General features: G+C 69.6%; 19 protein-coding genes. 12 read left to right on the plus strand and 7 right to left on the minus strand.

All coding sequences use genetic code 11. From position 1 onward, the window contains the following. Positions 1–48 precede the first annotated feature (48 nt). Entirely contained in the window at positions 49–504 is a 456-nt protein-coding gene (locus tag ABCR83_RS18455) for a tellurite resistance TerB family protein (RefSeq protein WP_462696137.1), read from the minus strand. 87 nt (positions 505–591) lie between these two features. Continuing rightward, positions 592–1,629: a rod shape-determining protein gene (locus ABCR83_RS18460; RefSeq protein WP_462696138.1), complete on the minus strand. Its 1,038-nt coding sequence runs from the start codon at positions 1,627–1,629 to the stop codon at positions 592–594. Between the two features lie 273 nt (positions 1,630–1,902). Here ABCR83_RS18460 and ABCR83_RS18465 point away from each other — a divergent pair, with 273 nt between their 5' ends. Both ABCR83_RS18465 and ABCR83_RS18470 read left to right on the plus strand, forming a co-directional pair. After that, positions 1,903–2,223, plus strand: coding sequence for a UBP-type zinc finger domain-containing protein (locus ABCR83_RS18465; protein ID WP_462696139.1), 321 nt, complete (start codon positions 1,903–1,905; stop codon positions 2,221–2,223). A gap of 326 nt (positions 2,224–2,549) precedes the next feature. Beyond that, positions 2,550–2,789 (plus strand): DUF397 domain-containing protein, encoded by a 240-nt coding sequence (locus ABCR83_RS18470; protein WP_462696140.1) that lies wholly within the window; start codon positions 2,550–2,552, stop codon positions 2,787–2,789. Positions 2,790–2,815: 26 nt separating this feature from the next. Here ABCR83_RS18470 and ABCR83_RS18475 read toward each other — a convergent pair whose 3' ends face one another. Further along, positions 2,816–3,304 carry an ATP-binding protein gene (locus ABCR83_RS18475; protein WP_462696141.1) on the minus strand — a complete coding sequence of 163 codons (489 nt, stop codon included), beginning with the start codon at positions 3,302–3,304 and terminating at the stop codon, positions 2,816–2,818. A gap of 322 nt (positions 3,305–3,626) precedes the next feature. On the opposite strand from ABCR83_RS18475, the gene ABCR83_RS18480 reads away from it, so the two are divergent. The 3 genes from ABCR83_RS18480 (at position 3,627) to ABCR83_RS18490 (ending at position 6,742) form a co-directional block, all read left to right on the plus strand. Then, positions 3,627–4,490 carry a helix-turn-helix domain-containing protein gene (locus ABCR83_RS18480; RefSeq protein ID WP_462696142.1) on the plus strand — a complete coding sequence of 288 codons (864 nt, stop codon included), beginning with the start codon at positions 3,627–3,629 and terminating at the stop codon, positions 4,488–4,490. Between the two features lie 87 nt (positions 4,491–4,577). Next, entirely contained in the window at positions 4,578–6,044 is a 1,467-nt protein-coding gene (locus tag ABCR83_RS18485) for an aldehyde dehydrogenase family protein (protein WP_462696143.1), read from the plus strand. Between the two features lie 83 nt (positions 6,045–6,127). Further along, a complete protein-coding gene (locus ABCR83_RS18490) occupies positions 6,128–6,742 on the plus strand; it encodes a PadR family transcriptional regulator (RefSeq protein ID WP_462696203.1) in 615 nt (204 codons plus the stop codon). Between the two features lie 27 nt (positions 6,743–6,769). On the opposite strand, the gene ABCR83_RS18495 is transcribed toward ABCR83_RS18490, so the two are convergent. The 3 genes from ABCR83_RS18495 to ABCR83_RS18505 all read right to left on the minus strand — a co-directional run bounded on the left by ABCR83_RS18495 (position 6,770) and on the right by ABCR83_RS18505 (position 9,344). After that, complete coding sequence (locus tag ABCR83_RS18495; RefSeq protein ID WP_462696144.1) at positions 6,770–8,185, minus strand: glutamate decarboxylase; 1,416 nt, start codon at positions 8,183–8,185, stop codon at positions 6,770–6,772. A gap of 36 nt (positions 8,186–8,221) precedes the next feature. Beyond that, the gene (locus ABCR83_RS18500) at positions 8,222–8,836 is read right to left on the minus strand and encodes a Uma2 family endonuclease (RefSeq protein ID WP_462696146.1); all 615 of its coding nucleotides are present in this window, start codon (positions 8,834–8,836) and stop codon (positions 8,222–8,224) included. Between the two features lie 142 nt (positions 8,837–8,978). After that, positions 8,979–9,344 carry a YbjQ family protein gene (locus ABCR83_RS18505; protein WP_462696147.1) on the minus strand — a complete coding sequence of 122 codons (366 nt, stop codon included), beginning with the start codon at positions 9,342–9,344 and terminating at the stop codon, positions 8,979–8,981. Positions 9,345–9,565: 221 nt separating this feature from the next. Here ABCR83_RS18505 and ABCR83_RS18510 point away from each other — a divergent pair, with 221 nt between their 5' ends. After that, positions 9,566–10,267: a DedA family protein gene (locus ABCR83_RS18510; RefSeq protein WP_462696148.1), complete on the plus strand. Its 702-nt coding sequence runs from the start codon at positions 9,566–9,568 to the stop codon at positions 10,265–10,267. Between the two features lie 70 nt (positions 10,268–10,337). Then, on the plus strand, positions 10,338–12,023 hold the full coding sequence (locus ABCR83_RS18515; protein WP_462696149.1) for a threonine/serine exporter family protein: 1,686 nt from the start codon (positions 10,338–10,340) through the stop codon (positions 12,021–12,023). 36 nt (positions 12,024–12,059) lie between these two features. Here ABCR83_RS18515 and ABCR83_RS18520 read toward each other — a convergent pair whose 3' ends face one another. After that, positions 12,060–12,557 carry an inorganic diphosphatase gene (locus ABCR83_RS18520; protein ID WP_462696204.1) on the minus strand — a complete coding sequence of 166 codons (498 nt, stop codon included), beginning with the start codon at positions 12,555–12,557 and terminating at the stop codon, positions 12,060–12,062. An 86-nt stretch (positions 12,558–12,643) separates the two neighbouring features. On the opposite strand from ABCR83_RS18520, the gene dacB reads away from it, so the two are divergent. The 5 genes from dacB to ftsH all read left to right on the plus strand — a co-directional run bounded on the left by dacB (position 12,644) and on the right by ftsH (position 19,447). Further along, positions 12,644–14,074, plus strand: coding sequence for a D-alanyl-D-alanine carboxypeptidase/D-alanyl-D-alanine endopeptidase (dacB, locus tag ABCR83_RS18525; RefSeq protein WP_462696150.1), 1,431 nt, complete (start codon positions 12,644–12,646; stop codon positions 14,072–14,074). Between the two features lie 65 nt (positions 14,075–14,139). Continuing rightward, positions 14,140–15,288 carry a zinc-dependent metalloprotease gene (locus tag ABCR83_RS18530; protein WP_462696151.1) on the plus strand — a complete coding sequence of 383 codons (1,149 nt, stop codon included), beginning with the start codon at positions 14,140–14,142 and terminating at the stop codon, positions 15,286–15,288. A gap of 211 nt (positions 15,289–15,499) precedes the next feature. Then, positions 15,500–16,543 (plus strand): tRNA lysidine(34) synthetase TilS, encoded by a 1,044-nt coding sequence (tilS, locus tag ABCR83_RS18535; protein ID WP_462696152.1) that lies wholly within the window; start codon positions 15,500–15,502, stop codon positions 16,541–16,543. A gap of 118 nt (positions 16,544–16,661) precedes the next feature. After that, positions 16,662–17,201, plus strand: coding sequence for a hypoxanthine phosphoribosyltransferase (gene hpt / locus ABCR83_RS18540; RefSeq protein WP_462696205.1), 540 nt, complete (start codon positions 16,662–16,664; stop codon positions 17,199–17,201). 233 nt (positions 17,202–17,434) lie between these two features. After that, entirely contained in the window at positions 17,435–19,447 is a 2,013-nt protein-coding gene (gene ftsH, locus ABCR83_RS18545; protein WP_462696206.1) for an ATP-dependent zinc metalloprotease FtsH, read from the plus strand. The last annotated feature ends 30 nt before the right edge of the window (positions 19,448–19,477 follow it).

Here is a 19,477-nt window from a genome sequence, read left to right on the forward strand (position 1 = left end):
GAGGGTGAGTCAGGCTCATCAGCAGAACCACCAGTCACATCATCACTGTCAGAGGTCGAACTCCGAGGGGTCGATGCCGACCGCGAAGCAGGCCTCGCGGACCACGGCCTGCTCTGTCTTGTCGAAGTCGCCGTCCGCGCCGCCGATGACGATGCCGATCTGAATGACCGCACGCGCCTCGGTCGGCTTCTTCGCCACCTTGCCGATGGTCTGCAGCAGGCTCACCTTGCCGAAGGCGAAGTCGACCGCGAGCTTCTGGCAGTAGTCGGTGAAGCGCGCATGCAGATCGTCCGCCGGGAAGTTCTGCAGCACCTCATTGGTGGCGATCAGCGAGGCCACCCGCTGCCGCTCCGAAGCGTCGACCGAACCGTCAGCGGCCGCCACCAGCGCGCACATTGCCATGCTCGCATCCCGGAACGCCCCGCTCTTCAGGTCGTTCTTCCTGGCTATCAGCTGGCCCTGCATCGTCGTGGCCGAATCCTTGAGCCGGTCCCAGAGCGCCATGTGCGTTGTCTCTCCTTGTGAATACGGACGTGCACTGGTCAGAACCGCTCTGGAGGTAAAGAAGTTCCCAAGGAGAGGAACGGATGTTCAGCGGATCGGGATCGGATCCAGCACCATCGGCCGGACCCGGCCCTCCATCATCGCGCCCAGCCCCAGCACCGAGCAGTGATCCGGGTCCTTGGCGATATGCACGACCATCCCCGTGGCGTCCTCGATCATCGTGTCCAGCCCCGGCAGCAGCGCACTGCCGCCCGCGAGCATCACACCGCGGGTGCCCAGATCGGCCACCAGATCCGGCGGGCACTCCCGCAGGACCCGCCCCATGGCGTCCAGCACGGCGGTGAGCGGTGTCTGGATGGCATCCCGGACATGGGCCGCGCTCACCAGCACGGTGCGCGACAGCCCGGTGGCCACATCCCGGCCGCGGACCTCCGTCTCGGTGCCGCCGCCCGCCAGCCGGTCCGCGCGCAGGGCCAGGTGCAGCGGATAGAGCCCCTGGGTCGGCAGCATCAACTCATGCTCGCTGCGCAGGTGCTGGACCACCGCGTAATCGATGGCGTCACCGCCCACCTGGACCTTCTCCGCCGCCACGATGGCACCCAGGGACAGCACGGCCACCTGCGTAGAGGCCGCACCGCACACGACGATCATCGTGGCCTCGGGCTGCTCCACCGGCAGCCCGCAGCCGACGGCCGCCGCCACCAGGGTGTCCACCAGCTCCACCCGCCGGGCGCCGAGCCCGGTGAGCGTCTCCACCGCCGCTCGCTGGGCGATCGGCTCGGCGTCGTGCGGGACGCAGACGGCCGCACGCAGCAGCGGCTTGCGCCGCCAGGCCCGCCGGATCTTGTCGCTGACCAGGAAGCGCAGCATGCGCTGCGCCATGTCGATGTCCACGACCGTGCCGCCCGAGATCGGGCGCAGCACCCTGATGTGTGCGGGCGTGCGCCCGGCCATGCCCTCGGCGGAGGCGCCCACGGCGATCAGCGAGCCGGTCTTGGTGTTGACGGCGGCGATGCTGGGCTCGTCCACGATCAGGCCGGTGTCCCGGAGGTAGACCCGGGTCCGGGACGCTCCGAGGTCCACGGCGACGGTGCAGCGGCCCAGCTGCCGGAGGCTGAGGGACATGGCGATCCTCCTCTGGGGGGCCGACGGATGGCGTAGGGGGCTGCCGTCCGGCGGCCTTGCCGCCATCGTGCGCGGCCCGGGCCGCCGGTGCCCGCTGGACTGCGCCGCACGGGGGAGCGGGCGGCGGCCCGGTGAGGCGGAGACCGACACCCCCGTGGCCCGTCTCCGCCTCACCGACCACTGGGCGCAGAGTCTGCCAGCGGCCTCTGACAATGGCCCTGACCAGCGGAGTTCAACCGTGCACCGGGCCGTCCCGCGGCCTACCCTCGAACCATGAGCGAACCAGTGGTCTGGCAGGTCGCCGAGGAAGCCGCGGGCCGTGGCTGCGCCCACCTGGGCGAGGCGGCCCCCGGGGTGGTGCCGGGCAGCCCGGAGGGCTGCGAGGACTGTCTGCGGATCGGCAGCGACTGGGTGCATCTGCGGCTGTGCCTGGTCTGCGGCCATGTGGGCTGCTGTGACAGTTCACCGCACCGGCATGCGGCCGCGCATGCGCGGGAGGCGGGCCACCACCTCGCCCGGTCCTTCGAGCCGGGTGAGGAGTGGGCCTGGTGCTATGTCGATCAGTTGTTGCTGCTGCCGGTGGCCGACGGGTGACAGCGGGATGGAATGCATGCCGGTAATCAGCGTTGGTCCAGTCGGCACTTGACGGTCTTTTGTCTTTGCTTCGCCGCTACCGCCGTAAACGCCGTAAACACAGAATGCCGGGAGACGGCACCCGTGCCCTATTACGCCACCGCTTTCCCCGGTGTGTGCCGCAGCGCAAACGGAACGGTGATGTAGCGGTCACAGCACCCTGAGTGCACGTGCATCAGCCAATGCAGAAGCACGTGAAGCAGAGTTATGATCCGAGGGAGCAAGGAAGTTGGCGTCCCTGATCCCTTGTCACGGGGATGCGCTATGCGATGATCCGGGAGACTCCAGTGCCCCAGGCGTACAACGGCATGGTTGCATCGGGCATCGAGGGTGCCGTCTGGCGGAAGAGCGAACACTCCAACTCACAGGGTGCCTGCGTGGAGTTCGCGAAGTTGCCGGGTGGCGGGGTTGCGGTCCGCAACTCCCGCCACCCGGATGGCCCCGCTCTCATCTACACCCCCGCGGAGATCGAGGCCATGCTGTTGGGGATCAAGGGCGGCGAATTCGACTACCTGGTAAGCGATTAGCCGGTCGCCGTGGCCCCGTATGACCCCTATTCACGGGGTAACCGGAACAGCGCCCATACGACTTTGCCGCGCAGCGCTCCGGCCAGCGGATGCCAGCCCCAGGCGTCACTGAAGGATTCGACCAGCAGCAGCCCGCGGCCGTGCTCGTCGCCGGCCCCGGCTTCGCCGGTCACCGGGCTGTCCTCGCTCGGATCGCGTACCGCGCACACCAGACGCGAGGTCCAGCGCATCAGGTGCAGACGTATGGGAGGTTCGTACTCGGCGCCCATACGGTCCGTCGGCAGTGCGTAGCGCATGGAGTTGGTCACCAGCTCCGAGACCACCAGCGCGGCATCGTCGAAGAGGGCGGGAACGCCCCACTGGTTGAGCGTCGCCCTGGTGAACCTCCGTGCCGTCCGGACCGCTTCGAACTGCGGGGGAAGCGCACAGGAAGCGGAGTTGGATACCGCGGAAGCGTCGATCCTGGGCAGCCCTCGCCAGACCGGGGAGAGCACAGTCGATCCTTCGGTACCCATCCGAGGCACTCCTGCAATCGTGGACGTGAAAGTGCACGTGTGCGTGCCCCATGGTTCCGAATGCGCAGGGCGGATGCAAGGGCAGATGCACGTGCACGTGGGGGATTTGGGGGCGCACAGGATGGTTGGGGTGCAATTCTTCCTACGCCCCCTTCGGTAGTGCCCCCCGCACGCTCTCGTCGATGGCCGGTATGGGTAACCGCACGCACACTCAACGGCGCCAAAAGATGGCAGACTTCGGCGCCGGGGGCAGCGGGGGTCGCCCCCAGAAGGGTCGGCACGGCCAACGCCGGGAACAGGACCGGAAGAAGGGGTCGCAGAGATGACCACGAGCGAGTCGAGCGGTTCCGTGGTACGCCGCATACTTCTTGGCTCCCAGCTCAGGAGGCTGCGCGAGTCGCGGGGCATCACACGGGAAGCGGCCGGGTACTCGATCCGCGCGTCCGAGTCGAAGATCAGCCGTATGGAGTTGGGGCGGGTGAGCTTCAAGACACGTGATGTGGAGGATCTGCTGACGCTCTACGGGATCGCCAGCGAAGTGGAACGCGAGGCGCTGCTGGGGCTGGCCCGGGAGGCCAACATCGCGGGCTGGTGGCACAGCTACGGCGATGTGCTGCCCAGTTGGTTCCAGACCTATGTCGGCCTGGAGGGCGCCGCCTCGCACATCGGGATCTATGAGGTGCAGTTCGTGCACGGCCTGCTGCAGACCGAGGGCTACGCCCATGCCGTGGTGGTCCGCGGCCAGCCCAGGGCCGATGACGCCGAGATCGAGCGGCGGGTCTCGCTGCGCATGGAGCGGCAGAAGCTGCTGTTCTCCGAGCGGGCGCCCACCGTCCACGCGGTGCTGGACGAGGCCGCGTTGCACCGCCCGTACGGCGGCGCCACCGTGATGCGCGGCCAGCTCCAGCACCTGGTCGACCTCTCCGAGCAGCCCAATGTGACGCTCCAGGTGATGCCCTTCCGGCACGGCGGGCATGCGGGGGAGAGCGGGGCGTTCACCGTGCTGCGCTTCCCGGAGTCGGACCTCCCGGACGTGGTGTACCTGGAGCAGCTCACCGGTGCGCTGTATCTGGACAAACCCGAAGAGGTGGCGCAGTACGCGCGCGCCATGGACCGGCTGCGGTCCGACAGCCTGTCCCCGGAGCGGACCCGGGAGCTCATCAACCGCCTCCTCCAAGTTGCCTGAGCCGCAAGTACCATGACGCCCAGTCAGTAAGTCTGGACCTCTGTGTGGGCCGGGGTGGGCCCACACACCCGCAGACAGGGATGGTGCATGTCGTACTCCTCCTACTTCAGCGAGCTGGCCTGTCAGTACATCGACGGCGAGTGGCGAACCGGTACCGGTTCCTGGGACATCGTCGACTTCAACCCCTACGACGGGGAGAAGCTCGCGTCCATCACGGTGGCCTCGGTTGACGAGATCGACCAGGCCTATCGCGTCGCGGAGCGCGCCCAGCGCCCCTGGGCGCAGACCAATCCGTACTCCCGTCGGCTGGTCTTCGAGCGGGCCATCCGCTTCATCGACGAGAACGAAGCGGACCTGACGGCGGCGATCATCGCCGAGTGCGGTGGCACGGCCGTCAAGGCGGCCTTTGAACTGCACACGGCGCGGGAGTTCCTGCGGGAGGCGATCCAGCTGGCGCTGCGCGCCGAAGGCCGCATCCTGCCGTCCCCCGACGACACCAAGGAGAACCGCGTCTACCGGGTGCCGGTCGGCGTGGTCGGGGTGATCAGCCCGTTCAACTTCCCCTTCCTGCTGTCGCTCAAGTCGGTGGCCGCGGCGCTGGCGCTGGGCAACGCCGTGGTGCTCAAGCCGCACCAGAACACGCCCATTTGCGGCGGCGGGCTGGTCGCCAAGGTACTGGCGGAGTCGGGGCTGCCCGGCGGGGTGCTCAATGTGGTGGTGACCGACATCGCGGAGATCGGCGACGCGCTCCTCGAGCACCCGGTGCCCAAGGTCATCTCCTTCACCGGCTCCGACAAGGTCGGCCGCCATGTGGCCACCGTCGCCGCCCAGCACTTCAAGCGGGTGATCCTGGAGCTCGGCGGCAACAATGCGCTGGTGGTGATGGACGACGCGGACGTCGACTACGCGGTGGACGCGGCCGTCTTCAGCCGCTTCGTCCACCAGGGGCAGGTCTGCATGGCCGCCAACCGGCTGCTGGTGCACCGCTCGCTGGCGGCGGAGTTCACCGAGAAGTTCGTCGCCCGGGTCAAGGCCCTCAAGGTGGGCGACCCCGGCGACCCGGCCACCCAGATCGGCCCGCTGATCAACAGCAGCCAGGCCGAGGCCGTCACGGCCATCGTGGACCAGGCCGTCGCCGACGGCGCCACGGCACTCCTCCACGGCCAGGCCGTGGGCACGCTGGTGGAGCCGACCGTGCTGACGGATGTGCCGGAGGACGCCGCGGTGCTCGGCCAAGAGGTCTTCGGCCCGGTCGCGCTGATCATCCCCTTCGACGAGGAGGAAGAGGCGGTGCGCATCGCCAATGACACGCCGTTCGGGCTGAGCGGCTCGGTGCACACCGCCGACATCGAGCGCGGGGTGCGGTTCGCCAAGCGCATCGAGACCGGCATGATGCACATCAACGACGGCACCGTGCACGACGAGCCGATCGTGCCGTTCGGCGGCGAAAAGCGCTCGGGGATCGGGCGGTTGAACGGGGACTCCATGGTGGAGGTCTTCACCACCTGCAAATGGATCTCCATTCAGTACGGACGCAGCAGATTCCCGTTCTGAAGAGGCCGCCGGGTGAGCCCTTCCGCCCAGGGCAGCCCTAGTCTGTGCTCGGCGGACAATCAGGCGGAATGAATGAGGGAACGATGTCGGCGATCCGGCTGCTGGTGCTGGGGGCGGTCCGTCAGCATGGACGTGCGCATGGCTACCAGGTGCGCAGCGACCTGGAGTTCTGGGGCGCGCATCAGTGGTCCAACGCCAAGCCCGGGTCGATCTACCATGCGCTCAAGTCAATGGCGAAACAAGGCCTGTTGATCGCCCATGACATCGCGCCGAGCGAGGCCGGGGGGCCGCCGCGCACCGAGTACGAGCTGACGGCGGAGGGCGAGGCGGAGTTCTTCGCGCTGCTGCGGGAGGCGCTGTCCTCCCATGACCAGAAGATCGACGTCCTCACGGCCGGGGTCGGCTTTGTGGTGGACCTTCCGCGGGCCGAGGCGATCGCCCTGCTGAAGCAGCGGGTGGCGGCGCTGGAGGAGTGGCGGGCCGAGATCCGCCGGCACTGGACCCCGGAGGGAGGCCAGGACTGGGGGCACATCGGGGAGGTCATGGGGGTATGGGTGCATACCGCCGAGGCGGGGGAGGAGTGGTCCCGGGGGCTGATCGCGCGGCTCGAAGCCGGTGCGTATGTGATGGCGGACGAGGGCGATCCATGGGAGGGCCTCGCGTCGTCGCCGGCTCCTCCCATGGATCCCGGTCAGTGATGCGCCGTCATCGGTGGTATGCCGCCATCAGTGATGGAAGGCCGTCGCCACCGACTCCGGACGCCCCAACGGTCCGTGCTGACGCCGGAGTTCGGGCAGCAGGGACCGCAGGTCGTTCATGAACAGGTCCGCCAGGTCCAGCGAGAAGCCATTGCGGCAGACGATCCGCAGCACGGAGAGATCCTCCCGGTTGGGCGGGAAGCTGTACGCGGGCACCAGCCAGCCGCGCTCCCGCAGCCGCCGGGACACATCGAACACATCGTAGTTCGCCACCCCTCCGGCCGTGGTGAAGGCGAACACCGGCAGCTCGTCACCGCGCGTCAGCAGCCTGAAGTCGCCCAGCTCACCGATGCGTTCGGCGAGCGAGCAGGCCACGTCCCGGGCGTTCTGCTGCACCGCGCGATACCCCTCGCGGCCCAGCCGCAGGAAGGTGTAGTACTGCGCGGCCACTTGCGCACCGGGCCGGGAGAAGTTCAGGGCGAAGGTCGGCATGTCGCCGCCCAAGTAGTTGACGCGGAAGACCAGTTCCTCCGGCAGCGCCGCCTTGTCCCGCCACAGCGCCCAGCCGACGCCCGGGTAGACCAGCCCGTACTTGTGCCCGGAGGTGTTGATGGACGCCACCCGCGGCAGCCGGAAGTCCCAGACCAGGTCCTCGTCCAGGAACGGCGCGATCATCGCGCCGGACGCGCCGTCCACATGGACGGGGATGTCCAGGCCGGTGCGCTCCTGGAGCGCGTCCAGCGCGGCGCACACCTCCGCCACCGGCTCGTACGACCCGTCGAAGGTCGAGCCCAGGACGGTCACCACGCCGATGGTGTTCTCGTCGCACAGCTCGGCGGCCGAGCCGGGGTCGAGGTGGAACCGGTCGCCCTCCATCGGCACCTGACGGGCCTCCACCTCCCAGAAGTTGCAGAACTTCTCCCAGCACACCTGGACGTTGGCGCCCATGACGAGATTGGGCCGGGCGGTGGCGGAGGGATAGCGGTCGGCGTTCCGCTGCGCCCAGCGCCGCTTGAACGCCAGCCCGGCGAGCATGCACGCCTCGCTGGACCCGGTGGTCGAACAGCCGATGGTCGAGACGGGGTCGGGGGCGTGCCAGAGGTCGGCGAGCATGGTCACACAGCGCTGTTCCAGCTCGGCGGTGCGCGGATACTCATCCTTGTCGATCATGTTCTTGTCCCGGCACTCGGACAGCAGCACCCCGGCCTGGGGCTCCATCCAGGTGGTGACGAAGGTCGCCAGGTTGAGCCGGGCATTGCCGTCCAGCATCAGCTCGTCATGGACGAACTGGTAGGCGGCGTGCGGAGTTATGGGCTTCTCGGGAAGACAGTGGCGCGGCGGGGCGATCGACATGTCGGCGACCGGATCGGCCTCGCCGTAGAAGGGATTGACGGAGTAGGCGCGCTTGGCGTGCTGGTCGTGCATGCCCTTGTGGAGTGCCATGGGGGTCTGCCTACCACATGACGGGGCGCGACAGGCTCAGACTTCGACGAGGCTGCGGAGGTCGATCTCGATGGGGAAGGGGACGTCTGTCTTCAGCTTGCCGATGTGCGTGGGGCAGTCGGGGCTGGGGATGTACCAGTCCACTTCGCGGTGGCGCCAGAATTCGTGCACCACGGGCAGGTCATTGTCGTCGCGTTCGATGCGCCAGTAGTGGTCGATCCCCGCTTGGGCATACATGCCTGGCTTGTAGAGCCGGTCCTCCGTGCGTGAGCCGGGGGAGACGACCTCGACAGCGAGAACAACGTTTCCGACAGGAACGCAATCCACAGTGGCGATGTCGAGTCCCCTCTTATCGAAGATCACGACATCGGGCCTCGGGGTGCTGCCTTCTTCGATGAAGACCGACTGTTCGGTGTTGACCATGAACGGCTCAGGCTTGGTGCTCCTCAGCCGGAAGTAAAGCTCGTCCCGCACGGTGTTGTGCCACCAATTGGTCGCCCCTCGTACCACGATCTTCCCGCCCAGTAGTTCCCAGTCGAATGGCAGGACCAGCTCCTTCACCTGGTCGTACGTCCAGCCGTCCGCCGGCGGGTACATCCAGTTGTCCGGGGTGGCCTGCTCTCGCTGCTGGTGCCCGGCTTCTGCGGCCATTGCTGCTCCCATGGACGGGATCGTGTGCGGGGTCGTGGGCGCATGTCCCGCATACGACCGTAGTGCCACCCGCACGGGTGAGGAGGGAACGTTCCCTCCGAACATTGTGGGCACCGAGGGTGGCCTCGGTGCCCACACCCGGTCAGTGCTGCGGGGCGATCACCACGGCCGTGCCATAGGCGCAGACCTCGGTGCCGACGTCGGCGGCCTCGGTCACATCGAAGCGGAACATCAGGACCGCATTGGCGCCGCGCGCCCGGGCCTGCTCGATCAGCCGCTCCATGGCCTGGTTGCGGGTCTGGACCAGGGTCTTGGTCAGGCCCTTGAGCTCGCCGCCGATCATCGACTTCAGGCCCGCGCCGATCTGGCTGCCCAGGTGACGGGAGCGCACGGTGAGGCCGAAGACCTCTCCGATGACCCGCTCCACCCGGTAGCCGGGAACGTCGTTCGTTGTGACCACGAGCACATCGGTCTCTTGCTGACCGCCGCCGAACTCCTCGATGCCCATCGCATCCACCTCCGTCGTGCAGTTTTGTCGTTTGCCGTGCGAGACGCATCCTTGAGGGGTCCGGGTTGCGCCGACCGGACGTACCAGCTGGTCGGACGGCCTGGAACCCGGCGGACTCCGGTGGCGTTGATAATTTGGGCTCGCACATCCCCCCGTACTTCCCGCCTGTCCCTCCACCTGTGCCCGGGCCTCGCCCCACGACCCAGGAGCCTGTGACCCCTGTGACGACCAACCTCGCGCTCGGCCCGCAGTGGCTGGACTCCGACTACCTGATCGGCCAGTTCGGCCTGATCGGCGTCCTGGCCATCGTCTTCGCCGAGTCGGGCCTGCTGATCGGCTTCTTCCTGCCGGGCGACTCCCTGCTGTTCACCACGGGCCTGCTGGTCACGACGGGGAAGCTGAGCAACTATCCGCTGTGGGCGGTGTGCGCGCTGGTCGTGCTGGCGGCGATCCTCGGTGATCAGGCCGGCTATCTCTTCGGTCGCAAGGTCGGACCGGCCCTCTTCCGGCGCCCCGACTCGAAGATCTTCAAGCAGGAGAATGTCGAGAAGGCCGCCGAATTCTTTGCGAAGCACGGTCCGAAATCCCTGGTGCTGGCCCGTTTTGTGCCGATCATCCGCACCTTTACGCCGATCATCGCCGGCGTCAGCCGGATGAATTACCGCTCCTTCCTCATCTTCAACGTCATCGGCGGCACCCTGTGGGGCGCGGGGGTGACGCTGCTGGGGGCGGCGCTCGGCAATGTCGGGTTCGTCCGCAAGAACATCGAGCTGATGCTGGTCGCGATCGTGCTGATCTCGGTCGTCCCGATCGCCATCGAATTCCTGCGGGCCCGCTCCCAGGCCAAGAAGGCCCCGCCCGCCGCCGACGCACCCCGCATTCCCCAGCCGAGGGCACAGCGCGGGCGGCACGCCCGGCGCTGACGCCCCTGCCGTCACCAGCCTCCACCGAATCCATATAAGACTCGCTAGGCGCTCGAACCTTTGATCAGGCATGGTTGTCCTGACGGCTGGGTCGGCAGGGAGCGGAGCGGTGGCTGAACGGCAGCGGGGCGGCGCCCCGGACGCCGCGGACGGCGGCGAGGACCGCAAGCCGCAGACCGACGAGGCCCACAGCGCCTTCACCCCGCCGCTGGGCGTACCGCTGCCGCCGGTGCCGGAGGAGGAGCACCCCACCTCCGAGTTCGCGATCCCCGAGGGCATCGCGCAGCAGCCGGAGAAGCCCGGGGGCTCGGCCTTCAATCTCCCGTCCGCGCCGGGGCAGCAGCCCCTCACCCCGCCGTACGGCATGCCCAGGGTCGGCCTCACCAAGGAGGCGCCCTGGCAGGACCGGATGCGCACCATGCTGCGCATGCCCGTCGGCGAGCGGCCGGTGCCGGAGCGGGCGGAGAAGGAGGGCGAGCCCGGGCCGCCGGTGCCGCGGGTGCTCGACCTGACGCTGCGCATCGGCGAGTTGCTGCTCGCGGGCGGCGAGGGCGCCGAGGACGTCGAGGCGGCGATGTACGGGGTGGCGCACGCCTACGGTCTGGGGCGCTGCGAGCCAACGGTCACCTTCACCCTGCTGAGCGTCAGCTACCAGCCGTCCCTGGTGGACCCCCCGGTCACCGCGAGCCGGACGGTGCGCCGGCGGGGCACCGACTACACCCGGCTGTCGGCGGTCTTCCGGCTGGTCCGCGACATCACCGCGCAGGGGCTCACCCTGGAGGAGGCGTACCGCGGGCTCGCCGAGATCCGCCGCAACCGGCATCCGTATCCGGGCTGGGGGCTGACGCTGGCCGCCGGGCTGCTGGCCGGTGCGGCCAGCATGCTGGTCGGCGGCGGGGCGCTGGTCTTCCTCGCGGCGGCGGCCGGCGCGGTGCTCGGCGACCGGCTGGCCTGGCTGGCCGCGGGGCGCGGGCTGCCGGAGTTCTACCAGTTCGTGGTGGCGGCGATGCCCCCGGCCGCGATGGGCGTCGCGCTGAGCGCGAGCCATGCCAAGGTCCAGGCCTCCGCGGTGATCACCGGTGGGCTGTTCGCCCTGATCCCCGGGCGGGCGCTGGTCGCGGGCGTCCAGGACGGCCTCACCGGCTTCTACATCACCGCCGCCGCCCGGCTGCTGGAGGTCGGCTATCTGATCGTCGGAATCGTGTGCGGCGTGCTGATGGTGCTCTACGGCGGGGTGCACGTGGGCGGCCGGACCCTCAACCCCGAGGCGGCGCTGCACCGCCAGGAGCGGCCCGTCATCCAGATCATCGCGGCGATGCTGCTGGCCCTGGCATTCGCCGTGCTGCTCCAGCAGGAACGTCACACCGTGCTGATGGCGATGCTCAACGGCGGTGTCGCCTGGGTCGTCTACGGGGCGCTCGCGGACACCGCCCGGCTCGACCCGGTGCCCGCCACGGCCATCGCCGCCGGGCTGGTCGGCCTGTTCGGCCAGCTGCTTGCGCGCTACCGGTACACCTCGGCGCTGCCGTATGTGACGGCGGCGATCGGTCCGCTGCTGCCCGGTAGCGCGGTGTACTTCGCGCTGCTCAACTTCGCCCAGAACAACCTGGGCACCGGCATGTCCAGCCTCACCAGGGCGGCCGCCCTGGCGCTGGCCATCGCCATCGGGGTCAACCTGGGCTCCGAGACGGCCCGGATGTTCCTCCGGGTGCCGGGCACCGCCCGGCGCGCAGCAAAGCGGACGCGCGGCTTCTGAAGCCGCGCGTCCGCTTGGGCCGTGGTGTGCGGGGGCTCAGTGGTGTGAGCCGCCCGCGGCCTCCAGACGCTTGTAAGAGGCCTCGATCTCGGCCTCGGCCTCGGCACGGCCCACCCAATCGGCGCCCTCGACGGACTTGCCGGGCTCGAGGTCCTTGTAGACCTCGAAGAAGTGCTGGATCTCCAGGCGGTCGAACTCCGAGACATGGTGGATGTCCCGCAGGTGCTCCACCCGCGGGTCGTTCGCCGGGACGCACAGCAGCTTGTCGTCACCACCGGCCTCGTCCGTCATCCGGAACATGCCCACGGCACGGCACTTGATGAGACAGCCGGGGAAGGTCGGCTCGTCGAGGATGACCAGGGCGTCCAGCGGGTCGCCGTCCTCGCCGAGGGTGTTCTCGACGAAGCCGTAGTCGGCCGGGTAGCTGGTCGAGGTGAAGAGACGGCGGTCCAGACGGATGCGACCGGTCTCGTGGTCCACCTCGTACTTGTTCCGTGAACCCTTCGGAATCTCGATGGTGACGTCGAACTCCACGGGTGGCTCCTTCATGATCAACACATACGTCTGGTGATTAAGTGTCCCCCACGCGCGAGTGTGGTGGCGAAAGGGGCTGGTCGGTCATGCCTGACGGCGTTCGGCGGCAGACCGTTCGGTGGCTCGGCGCCGTGCGGGAGCGGCGCCGGACCGTACGGTTCATCGCCTCGTCCGTCGTGGCGGGGCTCGTGGTGGCGGCCGGCGCGGTGGCCGCCGCCGGTCCCTGGGACGCCGGTCAGCGTAAGGCCGAGCGGGCCCGCGCGGCGGCCGGGGCACGCCCGGGTGGCGAGCATCACGCCGCGCCGGCACCCCCGCCGGCGGGGCCGGTGCTCGGCGCCCCGGCCGGCCGGCCGGTCACCCGGGCGGGCCTGGCCGCCGCGCTGGAGCCGCTGCTGAACGACCCGGCGCTGGGCGCCCGGCACTCCGCGGCGGTGGTGGACATCGCCACCGGGGAGCGGCTGCTGGGGGCCGACGAGACGGCCGCGTACACCCCGGCCTCGACCGTCAAGCTGGCCACCGCCGCGGCCGCGCTCGCCGCACTCGGCCCCGATCACCGGATCGAGACCACGGTGCTGGGCTCGGGCGACACCATCGTGTTGACCGGCGGCGGGGATCCGACGCTCACCGCGCACGGCGACGGGCCGTTCGCGAGCCTGGCCGCACTGGCCGACGCCACCGCCCGGGCGCTCAGGACGCAGGGCACGGACCACACCAGGCTCGCCTATGACACCTCCCGTTACTCGGGGCCCGCCCAGCACCCGATCGGGCCCAATGAGAACCTCGCCCCGGTGAGCGCGCTGACGGTCGACGAGGGGCGGCTGGACGGCTCGGACCACGGCCCCGCCGACCGGACCGCCGAGCCGGCCGCCGACGCCGCACGGAAGTTCGCCGCCCTGCTCGAGGAGCGGGGCGTCCGGGTCGACGGCGAGGCCGCCGAGGGCCGGGCCGGCGCCGGTGCCCGGCGCCTCGCCGCCGTCTCCTCCGCCCCGCTGTCCACCCTGGTCGAACGGGCGCTCACCAACAGCGACAACGACATCGCCGAGGCACTGGCCCGGCAGACCGCCCTCGCGGACCGGCAGCCGGCCGCCTTCGAGGGCGCGGCCCACGCGGTCACCGAGCGGCTGGCCGGGCTCGGCCTGCCGATGTCCGGGGTGCGCCTGGCCGACGGCAGCGGGCTCGACCGCACCGACCGGGTCTCTGCGGCGTTCCTGTCCCAGCTGCTCGCCCGCGCCGCGGACCCGGCCCGCCCGGAGCTGCGCCCGGTGCTGACGGGACTGCCGGTGGCCGGATTCAGCGGGACGCTCCGGGAGCGCTACCCGCAGGCCGCGGGGCGGGGCATCGTACGGGCGAAAACGGGCACCCTCACCGGTGTGAACACCTTGGCGGGCACGGTGGTGTCGGCGGACGGGAGGCTGCTGGCCTTCGCGTTCCTGGCCGACGGGACGCATGACGCGGACGCCGCGCAGCGGGCGCTGGACCGGCTCGCCTCGGCGGTCGCCGGGTGCGGTTGCCGGTGAACCGGCCCGACCGGGGCCCGGACAACCCCTCTCCGTCCGCCGCACCGAGCACGTACCGTGAAGCCATGACGAGCATCGGTGGTGCGGAGATGGTCGACTGGAAGCTCGCGGTGGCGACCGCGACCCGGCTTGTGCGGCCCGGCCCGGACGTGAGCCGGGCCGAGGCGCGCGAGGTGGTCGCGGAGCTCCGGCGGCACGCCAAGTCCTCGGAGGAGCACGTCCGGGAGTTCACACTGATGAGGCCCTCGGGGCCGCATGACGGAGGTGACACTCCGGTTCTCGTCGTGGACCGGGTCGGCTGGGTCAGGGCGAACGTCGCGGGGTTCCGGGCGGTGCTCGCTCCGCTGCTGGCGAAGATGCAGGACCGGCGGGGCGCGGTGCCGGGCGGCGCGGTGCTGGGCGCGGTCGGCGGCAAGGTCACCGGGGTCGAACTGGGCATGCTGCTGTCGTTCCTGGCCTCCCGGGTGCTCGGCCAGTACGAGACCTTCGCCCCGGCGACGCTCGACCTGCCGGGCTCGGCGAACGGGAGCGGGCGGCTGCTCCTGGTGGCCCCCAACATCGTCCATGTGGAGCGCGAACTCGAGGTCGACCCGCATGACTTCAGGCTGTGGGTGTGCCTGCACGAGGAGACGCACCGTACGCAATTCACCGCGGTACCGTGGTTGCGCGACCACATCGAGGGCGAGATCCAGTCCTTTCTGAGCGAGACGGAGATCGACCCGGTCACCCTGCTGGAGCGGATCCGCGAGGCCGCCCAGTCGCTGGCGGGCGGCAGGCCGCCGGAATACGACGAGAACAGCGCGGAACGCACCGGGGGCCGGAGCATCGTCGAGCTGGTCCAGACGCCCGCGCAGCGGGAGATCCTGGCCCGGCTGACGGCGGTGATGTCCCTGCTGGAGGGGCACGCCGACTATGTGATGGACGGCGTAGGCCCCCAGGTCGTGCCGTCCGTCACCGAGATCCGGGAGAAGTTCCAGCAGCGCCGGGCCACCGGCGCGGGCCGGCTGGACGCGGCGCTGCGCAAGCTGCTGGGTCTGGACGCCAAGCTGCGGCAGTACCGTGATGGCGAGCGGTTCGTACGGGCCGTGGTCGACGAGGTCGGCATGGAGGGCTTCAACCGGGTCTGGACCTCGCCGAACACCCTCCCGACCAAGGCCGAGATCGCCAAACCAGCGGACTGGGTCGCACGGGTGCACAGCAAGACCGATGGGTGACCGGGGCGCGCCCCGTGACGGGTGAACGCTCCCGTAATCACCCTTCCGAGGGACCGTGTGCCAGGGGTGGGCGTGCGATGCTCGGGTAAAGGCTCGTCTCTGTCACCATCTACGCACACAGCGTGACGGTTCTTCCGGCGTGCCCGCAGCTCGTAAAGCTCCCGATCCTCTGCCCACCCCCCTGCCAGATGGAACGATTGGACACACGGACATGGGTCCACACCCCGCGGTCGCCGCGATACGCCTGGCGGTCCGCCGCGTACTCCACGACGTGCTCACCCTCGCTCCGCCCCCTTCCGCACCCGGCGCGGCGGCCTTCTCCGCGGCCTTCTCCGAGGGCCGGCCGCCGCTCGTCCTGGTCGCCTGTTCCGGCGGCGCCGACTCCATGGCGCTCGCCTCCGCCCTCGCCTTCGAGGCCCCCAGGCTCGGCGTCCGGGCCGGCGGCGTCACCGTCGACCACGGCCTCCAGCAGGGCTCGGACCTCCGCGCCGCCGAGGTCGTCAGCCGCCTCCACGCCCTCGACCTCGACCCCGTCGAGGCCCTGACGGTGACCGTCGGCCGGGAGGGCGGCCCCGAGGCCGCCGCCCGCGACGCCCGCTACGCCGCCCTGGACGCCGCCGCCGAGCGGCACGGCGCCGCGGCGGTCCTCCTCGGCCACACCCGGGACGACCAGGCCGAGACCGTGCTCCTCGGGCTCGCCCGTGGCTCGGGCACCCGCTCCCTGTCGGGCATGGCCGTCGCCTCCGGCACCGGCGGCCGCTACCGCAGGCCCTTCCTCGGCCTCGACCGGCAGACCGCCCGCAAGGCGTGCCTGGTCCAGTCGCTGCCCGTCTGGGAGGACCCGCACAACGCCGACCCCGCCTACACCCGCTCCCGGGTCCGCCACGAGGCCCTGCCGGTCCTGGAGAAGGCCCTGGGCAAGGGCGTCGTCGAGGCGCTCGCCCGCACCGCCCAGCTCTCCCGTGACGACGCCGACGCCCTCGACGCCTGGGCCGTCGCCGTCGAGCCCTCCGTACGGGACGACACCGGCGCGCTGGAGGTCGCCAAGCTCTATGCACTGCCCCCCGCGGTGCGCCGCCGGGTGCTGCGCCGCGCGGCCATCGAGGCGGGCTCCCCGGCCGGCTCGCTCTTCGCCCGGCACATCGAGGAAGTCGACCGGCTGATCACCGGTTGGCGGGGTCAGCGGGCCATCAACCTCCCCGGGCGCGTCGCGGTCCACCGGCATGGTGGCAGACTGGTCCTCCGGCAGGGCTGATTCGAACGAGCACGATTGAGCCTCGACCGGTCCCGTCCGGCCTCTCCTGAGCCGGACGAGCCGTGAACAGCCGGATGGGCCCAAACAAACGAGAGTGGCGCGGGTGGACGACAAGGACATGGGCACCGACCTCAAGTCGGTGCTCATCACCAAGGAAGAGATCGACGCGAAGCTGGCCGAGCTGGCCGCGAAGATCGACGTGGAGTACGCGGGCAAGGACCTGCTCATCGTCGGTGTCCTCAAGGGCGCCGTGATGGTGATGGCGGACCTGGCGCGCGCGCTGTCCAACCCCGTCACCATGGACTGGATGGCCGTGTCCTCCTACGGCGCGGGCACCCAGTCCTCCGGCGTGGTCCGCATCCTCAAGGACCTGGACACCGACATCAAGGGCAAGCACGTCCTGATCGTCGAGGACATCATCGACTCCGGTCTGACGCTGTCCTGGCTGCTGTCGAACCTCGGCTCCCGCGAGCCCGCCTCGCTCAACGTGGTGACCCTGCTGCGCAAGCCGGAGGCGGCCAAGGTCACCCTCGACGTGAAGTGGGTCGGCTTCGACATCCCGAACGAGTTCGTCGTCGGTTACGGACTCGACTTCGCGGAGAAGTACCGCAACCTGCCCTTCGTGGGCACGCTCGCGCCGCACGTCTACGGCGGCTGAGCGGGAACCGTCTCCCGTTTTCCGCCGTTGGAGAATGGGAAGGCGGATTTGTTGACCGTCTGCGGCGGCGCCGGGTGACAATGCTGAGGTACCGTCCGAAGGTCAGTCTTTTCAAACAGTTTTAGTTACAAGCACTGCAAGGTCGAGCAGAACACCGTACGCACAGGCAACCCGATCAGGGCCGGCCGTGCCTCACTGTGGCAGGAGGGACGGGGCGCTTGCGCCCCGTATGGATGGACGTGAAGCGCTACTTCCGTGGGCCGGTCATGTGGATCGTGCTGGCCGTCCTCGCCGTGGTCGTGTTGATGCAGGTCGTCGGCTCGTCTGGCGGCTACAAGTCGGTGGACACCGGACTGGTCGTGCAAGCGATCCGGTCGGAGAAGGTGAAGTCGGCCGAGCTGACGACCGGCGACGAGAACAAGATCAAGGTCGAGCTCAAGAGCGGCCAGAAGATCAAGGGCAGCAGCAAGGTCCAGGCGAACTACATCGGTGACCAGGGCGTCATGATCTCGACGATGCTCCAGAACCAGGTCGACCGGAACAAACCCGGCTCCGAGGTTCTGCCCGATGGCTACAACATCGCGACATCGAAGCAGAACCCGTTCATCGGGGTGCTGCTCTCTTTGCTGCCGTTCGTCCTGATCGTCGTGGTCTTCCTGTTCCTGATGAATCAGATGCAGGGCGGCGGCTCCCGGGTGATGAACTTCGGGAAGTCCAAGGCCAAGCTGATCACCAAGGACACCCCGAAGACGACCTTCGCCGATGTGGCCGGGTCCGACGAGGCGGTCGAGGAACTCCACGAGATCAAGGAATTCCTCCAGGAACCCGCCAAGTTCCAGGCCGTCGGCGCCAAGATCCCCAAGGGTGTGCTGCTCTACGGCCCGCCCGGTACGGGCAAGACGCTGCTCGCGCGCGCCGTCGCGGGCGAGGCGGGCGTGCCCTTCTACTCGATCTCCGGCTCCGACTTCGTCGAGATGTTCGTCGGCGTCGGTGCCTCCCGGGTGCGCGACCTCTTCGAGCAGGCCAAGGCCAACGCCCCGGCCATCGTCTTCGTCGACGAGATCGACGCCGTCGGCCGGCACCGCGGCGCGGGCCTCGGCGGCGGCCACGACGAGCGCGAGCAGACCCTCAACCAGCTGCTCGTCGAGATGGACGGCTTTGATGTCAAGGGCGGCGTCATCCTGATCGCCGCCACCAACCGGCCCGACATCCTCGACCCGGCGCTGCTGCGCCCGGGCCGCTTCGACCGGCAGATCGCCGTCGACCGCCCGGACATGCAGGGCCGTCTGGAGATCCTCAAGGTCCACCAGAAGGGCAAGCCGGTCGCCCCGGACGTCGACCTCGCGGCCGTCGCCCGCCGTACGCCCGGCTTCACCGGTGCCGATCTCTCCAATGTGCTGAACGAGGCCGCCCTGCTGACGGCCCGCAGCGACCGGAAGCTGATCGACAACCACATGCTGGACGAGGCGATCGACCGCGTCGTGGCCGGACCGCAGAAGCGGACCCGGATCATGAGCGACAAGGAGAAGAAGATGACCGCGTACCACGAGGGCGGACACGCCCTGGTGGCCGCGGCCTCCCCGAACTCCGACCCGGTGCACAAGATCACGATCCTGTCCCGGGGCCGCGCGCTCGGCTACACCATGGTCCTGCCGGAGGAGGACAAGTACTCCACCACTCGCAATGAGATGCTCGACCAGCTCGCCTACATGCTGGGCGGCCGTGCGGCCGAGGAGCTCGTCTACCACGACCCGACCACGGGCGCGGCGAACGACATCGAGAAGGCCACCACCACGGCCCGTGCGATGGTCACCCAGTACGGCATGACCGAGCGGCTGGGCGCGATCAAGTTCGGTTCCGACAACTCCGAGCCCTTCCTGGGCCGCGAGATGTCGCACCAGCGCGACTACTCGGAAGAGGTCGCGGCCCTGGTCGACGAAGAGGTCAAGAAGCTCATCGAGACCGCGCACAACGAGGCGTGGGAGATCCTGGTCGAGAACCGCGACATCCTCGACAACCTGGTTCTGGCCCTCCTGGAGAAGGAGACGCTGAACAAGGAGGAGATCGCCGAGATCTTCAAGCATGTGGTGAGGCGCCCGGCCCGCCCGGCCTGGACGGGTTCTTCGCGCCGTACGCCCTCCAGCCGTCCGCCGGTGCTCTCCCCCAAGGAGCTCGCTCCGACCAACAACGGCGTCGCCGCCGTGGAGTCGGTCTCCCTCCCGGAGGACGCCCACCCGGAGAACTGAGCCGGCTTGCGCTGATCCGGTCCCATCGGG

It is taken from the genome of Streptomyces xingningensis (genome assembly GCF_054957865.1).

Coding starts and splice junctions, on each gene's coding strand:
- ABCR83_RS18455 (WP_462696137.1), bottom strand. CDS start 504: ATGGCGCTCTGGGACCGGCTCAAGGATTCGGCCACGACGATGCAGGGC.
- ABCR83_RS18460 (WP_462696138.1), bottom strand. CDS start 1,629: ATGTCCCTCAGCCTCCGGCAGCTGGGCCGCTGCACCGTCGCCGTGGAC.
- ABCR83_RS18465 (WP_462696139.1), top strand. CDS start 1,903: ATGAGCGAACCAGTGGTCTGGCAGGTCGCCGAGGAAGCCGCGGGCCGT.
- ABCR83_RS18475 (WP_462696141.1), bottom strand. CDS start 3,304: ATGGGTACCGAAGGATCGACTGTGCTCTCCCCGGTCTGGCGAGGGCTG.
- ABCR83_RS18480 (WP_462696142.1), top strand. CDS start 3,627: ATGACCACGAGCGAGTCGAGCGGTTCCGTGGTACGCCGCATACTTCTT.
- ABCR83_RS18485 (WP_462696143.1), top strand. CDS start 4,578: ATGTCGTACTCCTCCTACTTCAGCGAGCTGGCCTGTCAGTACATCGAC.
- ABCR83_RS18490 (WP_462696203.1), top strand. CDS start 6,128: ATGTCGGCGATCCGGCTGCTGGTGCTGGGGGCGGTCCGTCAGCATGGA.
- ABCR83_RS18495 (WP_462696144.1), bottom strand. CDS start 8,185: ATGGCACTCCACAAGGGCATGCACGACCAGCACGCCAAGCGCGCCTAC.
- ABCR83_RS18500 (WP_462696146.1), bottom strand. CDS start 8,836: ATGGCCGCAGAAGCCGGGCACCAGCAGCGAGAGCAGGCCACCCCGGAC.
- ABCR83_RS18505 (WP_462696147.1), bottom strand. CDS start 9,344: ATGGGCATCGAGGAGTTCGGCGGCGGTCAGCAAGAGACCGATGTGCTC.
- ABCR83_RS18515 (WP_462696149.1), top strand. CDS start 10,338: ATGGTTGTCCTGACGGCTGGGTCGGCAGGGAGCGGAGCGGTGGCTGAA.
- dacB (WP_462696150.1), top strand. CDS start 12,644: ATGCCTGACGGCGTTCGGCGGCAGACCGTTCGGTGGCTCGGCGCCGTG.
- ABCR83_RS18530 (WP_462696151.1), top strand. CDS start 14,140: ATGACGAGCATCGGTGGTGCGGAGATGGTCGACTGGAAGCTCGCGGTG.
- tilS (WP_462696152.1), top strand. CDS start 15,500: ATGGGTCCACACCCCGCGGTCGCCGCGATACGCCTGGCGGTCCGCCGC.
- hpt (WP_462696205.1), top strand. CDS start 16,662: ATGGGCACCGACCTCAAGTCGGTGCTCATCACCAAGGAAGAGATCGAC.
- ftsH (WP_462696206.1), top strand. CDS start 17,435: ATGGACGTGAAGCGCTACTTCCGTGGGCCGGTCATGTGGATCGTGCTG.